This is a genomic window from Lacticaseibacillus chiayiensis, assembly GCF_004123795.1.
GTDB classification, from domain to species: Bacteria; Bacillota; Bacilli; order Lactobacillales; family Lactobacillaceae; genus Lacticaseibacillus; species Lacticaseibacillus chiayiensis.
In genome coordinates, this window is record NZ_MSSM01000017.1 from 15822 (window position 1) to 29358 (window position 13537).

A 13537-nucleotide genomic window follows, 5' to 3' on the forward strand; every position below is an offset into this window, starting at 1 on the left:
AAATATTCACTTTCAATAATGCGTGTCGTCTTAAGTTCCTTAGAGCTTCTGCTTCAGTTGCCTTTTCATGTTTTGGTTGCTGGTGTTAGCGGCTTCATATAAATCATCGAAGTTAGAACCAAGCTCGGAAGATCAAAAAGAGAAGCCTAAGTTTGCAGTTTTCTCAAAACTTAGGCTTCTCTTTTTCTACTGCATTTTAGATTTTTGCAACAATTGACGGATCAGCCGTTTTTGAATACCCTGAATTTTCTTGAACGGCAGCGCCTGCAGCAAAGTGTTCAAGACGATGAGGATACCACCTAGCCATTCTGCCGGACCAAAGGCGATATGCAGGCGAGTGACGGCCAGTGTGGTGGCAGTTAGCGGTTCGAACGCGCTTAACATACCGGTTGCCACGGGTGAGATGTAATTGAGGCTGCCCAGCACTAGCAGGTAGGCAAGCATCGTGCCGAAGATGACGACAAATCCAATTGCTCCGAGATCTGGTAGCGTGAGCATCGGGTTGGGGTGAAGCGCGTACTGAGGCAAGAACGGCAGGCTACCAAGCAACATGGACCAGCCAGTGACTGCCCGCGCATCATATTTGGCCAGCAAGGTTCGCGGCAGCAACGTATAAAGCGCCTGACTGACGCCTGCCATAATGCCCCAGAACACAGCAGCAGGTGCGATCCGTAAACTGGTAAGATGACCGCGCGTGACCAACAGATAGGTACCAATCAAAGCTAATGTGATGCTGATAAAATCAATCCGCCGCGGCATTTGTCGAGTTGCCAACGCCATGTAAAGTAAAATAAACACTGGCCCTAAAAACTGCAAAATGGTAGCAGTCGCGGCATTACCTGCGTTGATGGCAAGAAAATAGGTCAGCTGCGACGGTACCATGCCAAAAAAGGCAAACAAAATCATAAGGCCCGCATCCCGGCGATTTTTCCAAAGTGCTAAAACCGATCGCGGATCTCGCAGAGCACTCCACAACCAGTAACAATCCGGCAAAAAAGAGCCGAATGCCCACAAGCCAAAGTGGTTTAACGCCGGCATTGGTAAAAAGGGTTTGCGTGAAAATACCACTCGCACCCCAAAAAATCGCGCCAACAACGGCAAATGTAACACCTTTTATTTTTCGATTTGAATCGTTCGTAAGATGAGCTTCAGTGCGCGGCATGGCGGTATTCCTTTCAAATTAAGACATCCAAACCATTCTACGCAAAAAGAACCTGGTTGGCTAGTTCGTGTTAATTTGATCAAACTCGATGAGTACGCGTTGTGTATCCGCGCACATTTTGATCGACAAACTAAAATCGCCCCTAAAGACAAACTTCGTCTAAAGGAGCGATTCCAGATTGATGTTCGTTTTAGGAGACTTGCGTGATTATTCTGGCTCGGTATTAATTCTTAATTCATACCGCAGATTGGTGCGATAAAAGTGCCCTAGTAGCAAGCCAAACGTCAAACCTAAGAGTGTCAGAACCAATGGGAAAATCCAGCCGCCAAGGAAGCCGCCAACAAAAATGATGATGACTGCCGCGATCATGCCTAAAATGATGCTGATAACGCCGATAGATCCTCCGCGGAAGTTGGCGTTGGCTGAATAGACACTTGCAAACGGAAATTGACTGCCAACCAGTGGCCAGCCCATGATCAGCGTGATGCCGTAAGTTAAAATGATGACCGCAATACCGGCCACCAACGCGTCAAGACCGCCAATGGCTGTGGTGATTGCCGTCATCAAGACTAGCGGTAGTAAGAACAGGCGGGCAAACATGGCCTTAACCACGCCGCGCAATAATAATCCGTGCGTTTTAAATGGTACATATTGGAAAATCGCCATGGCTTGAGGCTGACTCGAAAACCGGAGATTCACCAAAGCCGGTGCCAGCGCCACGATGATACCAATGCCTGCGTAAGCAATAAAGTGGCTTGCTGACTTGAAACTCATTTCCCGTAATTCATTGCCGATGAAGATTAATGGTAGAATCAGCCCATATGCCAGTTGCGGATAAACTCGTAATTTGTAGTCACGTTCACTGCCTAATACCCGCCAACCCAAGGTGAAATAAGTGCGTTCTTCGCCAGGACGCGTCATTAAAGCACTGATACCGCGGAACCACCAGCCGAGTTTGCGTGGACGGGCGTTACCTTGATTCAGTTTTTCCAAGTAAACTTCAAATACACCAGAGAAGTGAAAGAAAATAAGGGTCATGGCAACTGGAATCACGACACTTAAACCAGCTAGCAAGAGACTTAAAGCCGTTACCTGGCCGGCAAATAACATAGGCAAACCGGCGAACCAAGCAGGGAAGGCTGGTATGAAGAGCCAGCTAAATTGGTCACTAATGGACGCGCCGAAAATTGACATGGACTGTGGCAATAAATTAGGCAACTGGCCGCCAGCATAGATACCGATCATCAGTAAAATTTGCACCAGATTCAACATGTTCCGTAAGCGCTCACCATCGAAAAACCTCAAAATCAGCAAGTAGACGAAAAGCGCCAGCATCAGACTTAAGATGCCGCTGAATAGCAGTGCAATGAAACCGCCAATCGCAACAATCGGTCCATAATGAAAGCTACTGATAACAATTCCGGGACCGCCCATGGCCAGCAGCGTCATCCCTAAGTAGAAACAAATATTGAGAAGTCGGGCAAAACTCAACGTTCGGTCATTGACACCACGAGCGGCAAAAACCGTGCGATCACGCGGATCAAGAATCAAACTGGAGTAACTGGTTAAAATCGCCAGAAAACTCGTCAACAGTTGGACAGTCATGAACATGGTGAAGGTGGTCACGATTGATGCGGGAATAAGCAGTAACAAACCTAAAACTGCTCCGAATACGGTATTCCATAAAAAGGTTATTCTAAGACGTGAGCGCTTACCACGCTTATTGTTATTAAACATACTGCCTAAGCCACTCGATTCACGGGAGGCTAATAGACTCTTAGTTGCAAGGATCAATCGCAACTGATCAAATTGAATCCCGCGTTTTTCAAATGTCGGGCGAAGTCGTACTAACCATGAAAAAGCTTTCGGCAAAGGCAATGCCGCTGGGTCATTTGGTACCGGCTCTGTTTTTTTAAGCATCTTCATGGGATTCACCTTCAGTCACGATATCGACGAAGCTCTGCGCTTTTTGACCGTGTTCCGCAAAACCGGTCAGATCATTGAAGAGTTGTTGTAAATTGGTATCGGCTTCCTTGGCAATGGCTTTGAACGGTCCATCCGCCACCACTGTCCCGGCATTCAAAACAATAATCCGGTCTGAAAGCTTCTGGACAACATCAAGAATATGGCTGGAATAGAAAATCGTTTTGCCTTGATCACGCAAGTCCTGCAACACTTCTTCAATAACTAACACGGTGTTCGCATCAAGCCCGTTCAATGGTTGATCCCAGAATAAAATGTCCGGATTGTGCAGCAAACTGGCAATAATCAAAATCAGTTGCCGCATCCCTTTTGAATAGGACGAAATACGGCGGTCAAAAGCATCGCGCAAGTTGACAAGCTCGGCCAGTGCCAAGGCTTTTTGCTCGGCATCGGCAGCGCTCAAGCCATAAAGCTGGCCAATGAGACTCAAATATTCGCGCGCCGTTAACGCATCAAAAACATCGGCGCTTTCCGGCACATAGCCGATCCGCCGTTTATAGCTAGGATCTTTTGGGCTAATTGGCTGACCAAACAGTTCGAGTGTGCCGTCATCTGGCTCAAGCAAGCCGAGCATCATTTTAACGGTGGTACTTTTGCCAGCGCCGTTGGGACCGATGTAACCCACGATGTTGCCGGGAGCAATCGTGAAGTTAAGGTCTTTTAGAACCTTTTTGGATCCGAAACTTTTTTGAATGTGACTGAGGGTCACGATGGAATCTGTCATAAAAATGGCCTCCTGACCGAGTTAGCTGACATGTAGCCTCGTGCGCGAATAGCAAGATGTACATGCTTCTTTTCGCCGATTATGACAGAAATGATTATTGTTGTATAGGAAAGTGCTTGTTGAATAACGCCACAAAGATGCCACGAAAAAACACCAAGCGTTGTGCTTGGTGTAAGGTTGATTTGCGATTCGCTAGTCAAGGCTAATTTACAAAACAATTTAGGCAGTGAACCGTCTGAAGAGAGGTCGAAGCATAAAGTACAAAATTGGTACGATAAAAGCAGTGGCAACTGAGTTAATGACTGTTGCTGGCAAACTTAAAAAGGAACCGACAACTGCAGCTTTAAAGACGGTGCCAACCATTAACGCCTCAACAATGCCTGTGAGAAAGGAGGTGACGATTTTTGTTAACCCGGCAATAATTCCAATGATAATGATATTGCGAGGTTCGTCGTTATGCTTGAAGGCCTTGAATAGTGTGCTAACAACGATTGCCATCACAATCGCTTCCAAGACTGTTAGCCAAGAGGTGGCAGCGTAGCCGTTCAGCAAGTCGAAACCACCCAAGCCGATCGCTGCGGCTAAACCGCCTAGCCGACCGCCTAAAAAGAGAATGGCCAGCACCATTAAAGGATTGCCAAAGTGGATGAACGGTCGCCCGACCATGGCGGGAATTGGAATCCGCAACAGTGAAATGCCAATGTAGATGATCGCCGCGAACAAGCCAGTAAAGATGATGTTTTTTAAGGTGTTGTGAGAAGTTGTCATGATCTATAAATCCTCCAAAGATGAGCGCGAGCCCGCGCGGTTAGAAGCCGGAGTGTAAGTGGGCTTGGACGAGATGGCCCGGGCTTAGGCCATTGCGACCAAGGTCCTTACACGCAGGCATCTGCGCGGGGAAACGCGTTAAGATGAGCGTGAGCCCGCGTGGTTAGAAGCTGGCAGCCCGCTAGCGTATTTGTATAATCTAAGGCAGTTGCTTACCCAACGCCGGGATGACCCCAGCGAGATTTAACCCGTATTTTGGGTCGGCATCAGCAGTCAACGTGGCTTTGATCGCCAAGCGTGCGGCCACCATAGCAGTTGCTGCTGCTTGCCGCAAACGTTGGCCTTTCAGCAGACCGGTTGCCAAGCCGCCGCGAAAAGATCACCGGTACCAAAATAATGACCGGGTTCTTTTGGCTGTGCCAGCGCAAGCGTCGCGCCAGAGGCATCAACCCCGACAACGGCAATCTGCTTGTGAAAAGGGACGCCGGTAATCAAGACGGCATTATGAAATTGGGCATGCAGCCGTTTTGCCAACGCCATCACGGCTGACGGCTCCGTTAAGGCCACCAGTGGTTCGTCTAAGAGCAGTTGCGCTTCGGTGACATTCGGCGTCAAGACGGTGGCGCGGTAGGCTAATTGTTGCAACACTTCAACGTACGCGGCATCAAACCCTTTATAAAGTTTGCCGTCATCTGCCATAACCGGGTCAATCAACACAAGCGGCGCCGAAAATTTTGGCAGCCAACGTTGCCATTGAAGCGCGGCATTTTGGCCAAGATAACCGAGATAAATCCCATCAGGCTGCAGTTGCAATTGTTGCCAATGGGTTAGAATGCCTGGCATCTCGGAACTTAGGTCAAGATAAGTATTCGCGCCCAGTCCGCCTGTGTGGCTTGACAATAACGCAGTCGGCAGCACATATGGCGTCAACCCCAAACCAGCCGCTAATGGTAGCGCCACGCCCATGGAAACTTGGCCGACACCGCATAAATCCTGACTAATGATCAGACTTTTCGTGTTCAAAGTATGAATCCTTTCTAAAAGTATAGGTGCTTAACAAAGAGCATGCGCAATTTTTAACGAACTGTCAATGAGCTTTTTTATATATTGGCACAAACTGCCTTCTGTGCAAACTAAAATGGTCTTAGCACCGCGCCGGGACCATTCATATTGAAGGCATCAAACTCAACTAAGCATTCCGAATCGTTTTTGTCGCTGTGGCGATGCGTTTGACGACGGTGGGATTGTCCATGGTGTAAATGTGGATGCCATCGACACCGTGCACCAATAGATCAATAATTTGATCAATGGCATACGCAATCCCGGCATCGCGCATGGCTTCTTTGTTGTCAGAAAAATGTTGCATCATGGCGACAAATTTTGGCGGCAGATTGACGCCCGCCATGGTGGCCATGCGTTCGATTTGATGCTCGTTGATCACTGGCATGATCCCAGCTTCAATGGGCACGTGAATCCCTGCAAGCTCGGTCCGTTCCCGGAAGCGGTAGAAAACCTGATTGTCAAAGAAAAGTTGGCTAATCAGTTGGCTGGCTCCGGCATCGACTTTTTCCTTTAGATGCTGGATATCACTAACCACATCCGGTGATTCGGGATGTTTTTCCGGGTAACAAGCCGCTACGACATTGAAATCGCCGCGCTGGTGAATATGCTCGATCAGGTCGCAGGCGTAAGGAAAATCATTGCTGACGCGGCCGCTTTTGGGAATGTCACCGCGTAACGCCAAAATATTGTCAATACCGGTCTCTTGAAAACCGCGTAACTCTGCGTCAACTTGTGCGCGGGTGAGCTGCGCAGCGGGCAAGTGTGCCACTGGTTCTAGATCAAATTCGTCTTTGATCAGCTTAGCGACCTCCAGCGTGCCCATATGCGGCTTATTGCCATTTGCGCCGAATGTAACGGAAACAAAATCGGGATCGGCTTCTTTGACCGCATCAAGGGTGTTGAGAATCGGTGTCAGCGCAACATTGCTGGCGTTTTTACGCGGGGGAAAGACTTCAAATGAAATGACTTGATGATCTTTAAAGCACTGGTTGATTTTCATGAGTGAGTTCCTTACGTACTTGTTTGGCTGCTGCTACCATGTTAATCAGACTGGCTTTGGTTTCCGGTACGTCACGGGTTTTAAGACCGCAGTCAGGGTTGATCCAAACATGATCAGCCGGCAGTCGTTTCAAAATTTCGTGGATGATGTGGACAATTTCGTCTTTCGAAGGGATACGCGGCGAGTGGATATCGTAAACACCGGGGCCAACATGAGTCTGGAAATGGGTGGCTTTGAGAATGTCTAAGAGGCTGAAATCAGACCGTGCAGCTTCAAATGAAATCACATCGGCATCGAGATTATCGATGGCCTTAATGATGTCGCCAAACTGCGAATAACACATATGCGTGTGAATCTGGGTCTCCGGTTTCACTTTGCTGGCGACGAGGCGGAAAGCTGGCACTGCCCAGTCCAAATACTTGGGATACCAATCTTTTTTACGCAGCGGCAGATTTTCCCGTAAGGCCGGTTCATCGATTTGAATAATTTTGATGCCGTGTTTTTCAAGATCCAACACTTCATCTTCCAAGGCCAACGCAATCTGTTCCACGCTGGTTTTTTGGCTCAAATCTTCACGTGGGAAGGACCAGTTGTAAATGGTAACCGGTCCAGTGAGCATGCCTTTGACGAGGTGGTCAGTTTGACTTTGGGCAAAAACCGTTTCCGCAACTGTAATCGGCTTGGTGCGCACCACATCGCCCCAAATAATCGGGGGTTTCACACCGCGGGTTCCGTAGCTTTGTACCCAGCCGTTGTCGGTGAAGCGGAAACCGCCGAAGTTTTCACCAAAATATTCAACCATGTCGTTACGTTCAAACTCGCCGTGAACCAGCACGTCCAGGCCGATTTTTTCCTGGAATCTGATCCAGTCGACTTCTTCTTGATGATTGAATGCCGTATATTCGGCTTCTGTGATCTCATGGCGGCGGAATTTAGCCCGATTGCGCCGGACTTCAGCGGTTTGCGGGAAGGAACCGATTGTGGTCGTCGGTAGTAGCGGCAGGTTGAATTCCTTAGCCTGAATGGCAAGCCGGGTTTGGCGATCAGGCGTCCGCTTATAGTCTTCCGGAGTTAAGGCGGCAATTTTGGCGTTTAAGGCTTTATTTTCCTCGTAACGCGGTTTGCTGAACAAGGCGACGTTGGCCTGGTAGGCTTCGTGATCGGCATCGCTGTGGAAAATAGCGTCCAGTTCGTGCAATTCGTTTAGCTTTTCTTCAGCAAAAGCCAGATATTGCTTTTCTTCCGGCTTGAGATGTGTTTCATTGCGTAGGGTATAAGGAACGTGCAGCAGCGATGTGGAGGTACTCAACACAAGCTTGTCCGTGATGGCGGCCAGCTGCTTAATCGTCGCCAAAGCATCGGCATAGTGGGTGCGCCAGATATTCTTGCCGTTGACAATACCGGCAAACAAGGTGGCATGCGCCGGGAAGCCGTGCTTCTTCAGCAGATCGAGGTTCGCATACCCTTCCACAAAGTCCAGACCGAAGCCATCAAAAGGCAGTTTGGAAATCCGTCCAAACGAGTCGGTTAAGTCGCCGAAATAAGTCTGAACCAGAATTTTGGCGGCGTTCTTTTGCGCCAGAATAGGCGTATAAAGCCGTTCAAACAGCGCTAAGTCCGCATCGGTTTGGTCATAAACCAGCGCTGGTTCATCAAGTTGTATCCACTCAGCACCGGCTGCATGTAGCCGCTGAATGATCGTGCGATAAGCGGCGATTAAGTCGCCCACAAAATCATCCGGAGCGACATCAATGAAGCGTGACAGTTTGAGCAGGGTGTAAGGACCGATTAAAGTCGGGCGCGCCGCGATGCCTAGGTCTTTGGCCTCTTGATACTGTTCGAAAAGTTGCCAGTCTGTGACTTGGATGTGCGTGTCGTGATCAAATTCGGGCACCAGATAGTGGTAGTTGGTATTGAACCATTTCTTCATAGCGAGTGCCTTGACATCACCGGCATCGCCTTGATAGCCGCGCGCTTGGGCAAAGTAGGTATCGAGTGGCGACAGATTCAAGTCCAAGTACCGCTTTGGCACAATATTCAAAAGGTTGGCGACATCCAGGGTGTTGTCGAAGAAAGAAAAATCACCAGTGGGAATTTGATCAATGCCCGCCGCTTGAATCGTTTCCCAATGCTGCTGCCGCAATGCTTGGGCTTTTTCCTGCAGTTCCTGTGCCGTAATCTGGTGCTTGAAATATTTCTGGGTGGCAAACTTCAATTCGCGATGTTCACCAATTCGCGGGTAGCCGATGATGGTTGTTGTCATAAGAAAAACCTCCTATTTTGAAGTGAGCGTGAACTGGCGCGCTTAGGAGCCGGAGTATAAGCGGCCTTGGGCGTGATGGCCCGAACTTAGGCCATTGCGACCAAGGTCCTTATACGCAGGCTCCTGCGCCAGTGAACGCGTTATGAAGTGAGCGTGAACTGGCGCGCTTAGGAGCCAGAGTATAAGCGGCCTTGGGCGTGATGGCCCGAACTTAGGCCATTGCGACCAAGGTCCTTATACGCAGGCTCCTGCGCCAGTGAACGCGTTAAAGAGAACGCATGATGAAGTGTGACATCAGTCAGTCCAATGATGGATTGAAGAACACTTGCTGATGATTGAAATGAACTTTTGAAAGACGTGGCTTGTGTTAGCACGCAAGATCGAAAAATAAAAAAGCCGTCCTTGACCCAGACTAAAAATGTCTAGGCCAAGGACGGCTTACCGTGGTACCACCTTGGTTTGAAAGTCGCTCACACGACTTTCCTCAATCAGTCCGACAACCAATACTGTGAGACTTAACGCAATAATGGGCGTCCCCATGTGTGTTTTGTTTACGCTCAACACACCTGCATCACCAAGACCATATTCGTTGTCATTTCCAGATGTCCTTGCACCAAAATGGACACTCTCTAGACAGGAAACCAACAACTACTCATCTTTCCGCATTTCAATGTTGCGACTAGCATACTGACAATTATGGCAGCTGTCAAGATATTTATTAAATTAGAGTGAAGCCTCCCACAACTGTTAAATAATGGTTTGTTACGAAAACGACTGTTTCATTCTCATTATTTCGTAAATAATGGCGTAGTTTTGTTAAGATGACAATACCTGTGTCATGTTTACCCTTGTGATTGTCCAGCCGCAACATGAACAAGAAAAACCCAAGAGCGTTAACGCTGACTTGTTTCAACTTTTAGGGTAAGCTATTAGCACAAGTCATCGGAGGAAGAATGCTATGAAAGTTTTGGTTCCATACATTAAGAAATATCGCTGGGACGTGATTTGGTCAATCCTGGCTATTTTTGTGGTAGCGTTCGCTACACTTTGGCAGCCGCATCTGCTTCAGGTGATCATGAATGCCATCATGAAAAATGACAAGCAGACCGTCTGGACCAATGGACTATATTTGATTGGACTGGCGATCATCGGGATTGTCGGGGGGATTATCAATACTATCTATTCGGCGCGGGTGGCATTAGGCGTGGCTACTGATTTGCGGGCGGATGAATATGCCAAAATCCAAAGTTTGGCTTATGCTGATATCGAAAAATTTTCGTCATCGAATCTGGTTGTGCGCATGACGAATGATATTAATCAGGTGCAGCAAATTGTCATGGGCTTTTTTCAGCAAGTCACACGTATCCCTATTCTTTTTATCGGTGCAGTCATTTTGGCAATTGTCACCCTGCCTGAGTTGTGGTGGGTCATAGCCGTCATGATGGCGTTGCTGCTGGGGGTCAGTCTTTTTTCGTTCAGTCGTATGGGCAAGTATTTTGGCCGGATGCAACAATTAATTGAAAAAGTGAACACCTTGGCGCGTGAAAATTTAATGGGCATGCGGGTGGTGAAGTCGTTTGTTCAAGGCGCAAATCAGACAAAAAACTTTGCGGAATCAAGCGACGAGATGCGCGATGTCAGTGTTAAAATCGGCAATTTGTTTGCTTTGTTGATGCCGGCGTTTTTCCTGATTGCCAACTTAGCGATTGCTTTAAGTATTTGGTTAATCGGTCAGAATATCACGAGCCATCCGAGTAACTTGGCGGCAATTACCAGTTTTATCAACTATTTGATGCAGATTCTGTTTGCGATCATTAATGAGAGCTTTATGCTGACATTCGCATCACGGGCACTGGTTTCTTTACGGCGAATCCATGAAGTGATGGCTACCAAGCCGAGTATGACTTTTGTGAGTGGGCCACATCGGGATCTGGATGGTGCCGTTGAATTCGATGACGTGACATTCACCTACCCGGGGGATGACAAGCCGACTATCCGCGATATCGGTTTTGCGGTTAAGCCAGGTGAAATGATTGGCATTGTCGGCGCAACCGGTAGCGGCAAGACCACGTTGGCACAGTTAATTCCGCGACTATTTGACCCAGACACCGGGATTGTCAAGGTTGGGGGGCACGATGTTCGCGCCGTCACCGAAGCTGATTTGCGGCAGACAGTTGGTTTTGTCTTGCAGCGCTCCACGCTTTTTTCCGGCACCATTGCCGAGAATCTGCAGCAAGGTCATCCGAATGCTGATTTAGCGTCTATGAAGTGGGCAGCCCAGATCGCTCAGTCGGCCGAATTTATTGAACGGCTGCCGCACACTTACCACGCGGAAGTTGAAGAACGCTCGTCAAACTTTTCTGGCGGCCAAAAGCAGCGACTTTCGATTACACGCGGGGTGATTGGGCAGCCAAAGATTCTGATTCTCGATGATGCCACCTCGGCGCTAGATGCCCGTTCGGAGAAGTTGGTTCAAGAGGCGTTGGCACATGAGTTGAAAAACACGACGACCATTATTATTGCCGAAAAAATCAGTTCGATTATCAAGGCTGATCGCATTTTGGTACTTGATGACGGTCGCTTGGTTGGCAGCGGGACGCATCTTGAACTGGTTCGGCATAATGATGTTTATCGTGAAATTTATGCAACGCAAAAGGCACTGGAAGAGGGGGTGTAACGCATGAAAGACCTGAAAAATGCCGGTAAATTTTACGCGCATTATTTACGGCCTTATTGGCTAGAATTTTTGATCACGACGATTTTAATCGCGATTTCCACGTGGGCGATTGCCGTTGCACCGACGTATATGGGGCGTGCTATTGAAGAATTGACAGTCTATGTGCAGCAATGGGCCAATCCGGCGACACGCGCACAAGCCTCTTTTACGGCGTTTAACCACACTCTGGCCATTTTTGTCTTGCTGTATTTGATTGACGCATCCAGCATTTTGATCTCGAGCCTATTACTGTCAAAAGTCAGCGGTTATTCGACCGGCACCATGCGGGTAGGTTTGTTTCGGAAAATGCAGCGCATGAAAGTACAGTATTTTGATAGTCATAGTGACGGCGATATTCTGTCGCGGTTTACCAGCGACTTGGATAACATTTTCAATGCCATGAATCAGGCACTGATCGAAATATTCTTAAGCGGCGCGCAGTTTATTGGGATTATCTGGATGATGTTCACCCAAAATGCAACTTTAGCGTGGATTACCATGGCCTCGACACCAGTGGCGATTGGCTTGGCGGCTTTTGTGATGCATCAGGCGAGTGTGTCGGTTGATCGCCAACAAGATGACATAGGGCGGCTTAATGGCTACATTAACGAGCAAATTACCGGCCAGAAGATGTTAATCACTAATGGTCTGCAGCAGGAAAGTGTTGCCGGTTTTCAGACTTATAATGCCGCAGTGCGCAAGTCTAATTTGCGCGGGCAGATTTGGAGCGGCATTTTAAATCCCTTACTCATGGGCTTATCGTTGTTGAACACGGCGATTGTGATTTTTGCCGGCTCATGGTTGGCATTAAACGGTTCGTTGAGTCAAGGCGCGGCGTTGGCCTTGGTGGTTGTGTTCGTTAACTATGCGCAGCAGTACTATCAGCCAATTGTGCAGCTGACCAGTCTGTTTAACATGATTCAGTTAGCCATTACTGGTGCCCGCCGGATTACCGAGGTGCGGGAACAACCGGATGAAGTCGATCCGAAAAATGGCCGCACCCTCGATGGCTTGAAACACGAGCTGGTGATTGATAACGTGCATTTCAGCTACGTTCCGGGTAAGGAGATTCTGCACGGCGTCACAATTCATGTTGAAAAAGGCGAGATGGTGGCACTGGTTGGCCCGACTGGCAGCGGCAAGACCACGGTTATGAACCTGATGAATCGTTTTTACGATGTCGATTCCGGTTCAATTACGTTTGACGGTGTTGATGTGCGCGACTTTAAACTTGCATCGCTGCGGCAAAATGTCGGTATTGTTCTGCAGGATCCGCAACTATTTTCCGGCACCATTCGCGATAACATTCGTTTCGGTGATCCTGAGGCCGATCAAAACCGCGTTGAGGCCGCTGCCAAGCAGGCCAATATTCATGATTTCATTATGAGCTTACCAGATGGTTACGATACCTTTGTTTCGGATGAACAAAGCGTGTTCTCGGCCGGCCAAAAGCAGCTGATGTCGATTGCCCGAACCATTTTGACCGATCCGCGCTTGCTAATTCTGGATGAAGCGACCAGTAACGTGGATACGGTCACCGAGGCCAAGATTCAAGCGGCGATGGACAACGTGATTCAAGGGCGGACGAGCTTTGTTATTGCCCATCGGCTGAAGACGATTTTGAATGCCGATAAGATTGTTGTCCTCCGTGATGGCAAGATTATTGAAGAAGGTAATCATGAACAGTTATTGGCGCAAAATGGCTTTTACGCCGAGCTGTATCATAACCAAATGGTGTTTGAATAACGATCGTTCCAAATTCCGGACTATTCAATTATATTTTTTAATATAATTCGTATATAAATCGGTTTAGAAGCCTTCCTAAAGCTTAAACCTTATGATAGTCTTTCTATATCAGA

Annotated in this window: 8 protein-coding genes and 1 pseudogene; 2 read left to right on the forward strand and 7 right to left on the reverse strand. The window is 48.2% G+C overall.

The annotated features are described in order from the left end of the window. Positions 1–186: 186 nt before the first annotated feature. The 7 genes and pseudogenes from BVJ53_RS07440 to metE form a co-directional block, all read right to left on the reverse strand. Entirely contained in the window at positions 187–1038 is an 852-nt protein-coding gene (locus BVJ53_RS07440) for a DMT family transporter (protein ID WP_462345211.1), read from the reverse strand. A 331-nt stretch (positions 1039–1369) separates the two neighbouring features. Next, a complete protein-coding gene (locus BVJ53_RS07445; RefSeq protein WP_129301870.1) occupies positions 1370–3088 on the reverse strand; it encodes an ABC transporter permease in 1719 nt (572 codons plus the stop codon). Next, entirely contained in the window at positions 3075–3869 is a 795-nt protein-coding gene (locus BVJ53_RS07450) for an ABC transporter ATP-binding protein (RefSeq protein WP_129301871.1), read from the reverse strand. The genes BVJ53_RS07445 and BVJ53_RS07450 overlap by 14 nt, the downstream gene beginning before the upstream one ends. Before the next feature lie 219 nt (positions 3870–4088). After that, positions 4089–4637, reverse strand: coding sequence for an ECF transporter S component (locus tag BVJ53_RS07455; protein WP_129301872.1), 549 nt, complete (start codon positions 4635–4637; stop codon positions 4089–4091). Positions 4638–4836: 199 nt separating this feature from the next. Beyond that, positions 4837–5660, reverse strand: a pseudogene (locus tag BVJ53_RS07460) (PfkB family carbohydrate kinase). A 166-nt stretch (positions 5661–5826) separates the two neighbouring features. Beyond that, positions 5827–6699: a methylenetetrahydrofolate reductase [NAD(P)H] gene (gene metF / locus BVJ53_RS07465; protein ID WP_129301873.1), complete on the reverse strand. Its 873-nt coding sequence runs from the start codon at positions 6697–6699 to the stop codon at positions 5827–5829. Next, entirely contained in the window at positions 6677–8962 is a 2286-nt protein-coding gene (gene metE / locus BVJ53_RS07470; RefSeq protein ID WP_129301874.1) for a 5-methyltetrahydropteroyltriglutamate--homocysteine S-methyltransferase, read from the reverse strand. The genes metF and metE overlap by 23 nt, the downstream gene beginning before the upstream one ends. A 958-nt stretch (positions 8963–9920) precedes the next feature. Between metE and BVJ53_RS07485 the strand changes: the two genes are divergently transcribed. Further along, a complete protein-coding gene (locus BVJ53_RS07485) occupies positions 9921–11639 on the forward strand; it encodes an ABC transporter ATP-binding protein (protein ID WP_129301875.1) in 1719 nt (572 codons plus the stop codon). A 3-nt stretch (positions 11640–11642) separates the two neighbouring features. Further along, a complete protein-coding gene (locus BVJ53_RS07490; RefSeq protein ID WP_129301876.1) occupies positions 11643–13424 on the forward strand; it encodes an ABC transporter ATP-binding protein in 1782 nt (593 codons plus the stop codon). Positions 13425–13537: the final 113 nt, after the last annotated feature.

Bases quoted from the DNA above. Each gene is read 5' to 3' on its own strand.
- BVJ53_RS07440 (WP_462345211.1), bottom strand. From the start codon at position 1,038: ATGCCGGCGTTAAACCACTTTGGCTTGTGGGCATTCGGCTCTTTTTTG.
- BVJ53_RS07445 (WP_129301870.1), bottom strand. From the start codon at position 3,088: ATGAAGATGCTTAAAAAAACAGAGCCGGTACCAAATGACCCAGCGGCA.
- BVJ53_RS07450 (WP_129301871.1), bottom strand. From the start codon at position 3,869: ATGACAGATTCCATCGTGACCCTCAGTCACATTCAAAAAAGTTTCGGA.
- BVJ53_RS07455 (WP_129301872.1), bottom strand. From the start codon at position 4,637: ATGACAACTTCTCACAACACCTTAAAAAACATCATCTTTACTGGCTTG.
- metF (WP_129301873.1), bottom strand. From the start codon at position 6,699: ATGAAAATCAACCAGTGCTTTAAAGATCATCAAGTCATTTCATTTGAA.
- metE (WP_129301874.1), bottom strand. From the start codon at position 8,962: ATGACAACAACCATCATCGGCTACCCGCGAATTGGTGAACATCGCGAA.
- BVJ53_RS07485 (WP_129301875.1), top strand. From the start codon at position 9,921: ATGAAAGTTTTGGTTCCATACATTAAGAAATATCGCTGGGACGTGATT.
- BVJ53_RS07490 (WP_129301876.1), top strand. From the start codon at position 11,643: ATGAAAGACCTGAAAAATGCCGGTAAATTTTACGCGCATTATTTACGG.